Origin of the sequence: Streptomyces kebangsaanensis, from assembly GCF_001906585.1 — a bacterium.
Lineage (GTDB): Bacteria > Actinomycetota > Actinomycetes > Streptomycetales > Streptomycetaceae > Streptomyces > Streptomyces kebangsaanensis.
Window position 1 is genome coordinate 9766 of the sequence record NZ_JUJA01000152.1, and the last position, 374, is coordinate 10139.

Here is a 374-nt window from a genome sequence, read left to right on the forward strand (position 1 = left end):
CGGGCAGCGGCTGAGCCGCGCGGGGCGCCGGCGGTACGGCGGGCTGTCCGGGCGCCTGCTCGGGCGGGAGGGCGGTGCCGGGGGCGGGGGTGCCGTGGGGCGGCGTACCGGGGGCGGCGGGCTGCGGGGTGGCCTGGGCCGGGGGCATGGGGGCCCCGGCCGCGTTCGGTATGGGGGCGGCGGGGCCGTGCGGTGGTACGGGAGTGCCCACGCCGGAGGTGGCGTCGGCGCTGGGCCAGGGCTGGGGGGCGGGGGCGGCCTGGGCCGGAGGCAGGGGCGTACCGGCCGCGTTCGGCGGGACCGGCGCGGCGGCGCCGTGCGGCGGTACGGGAGTGCCCGTTCCGGAGGTGGCGTCGGTGCCGGGCCACGGCTGC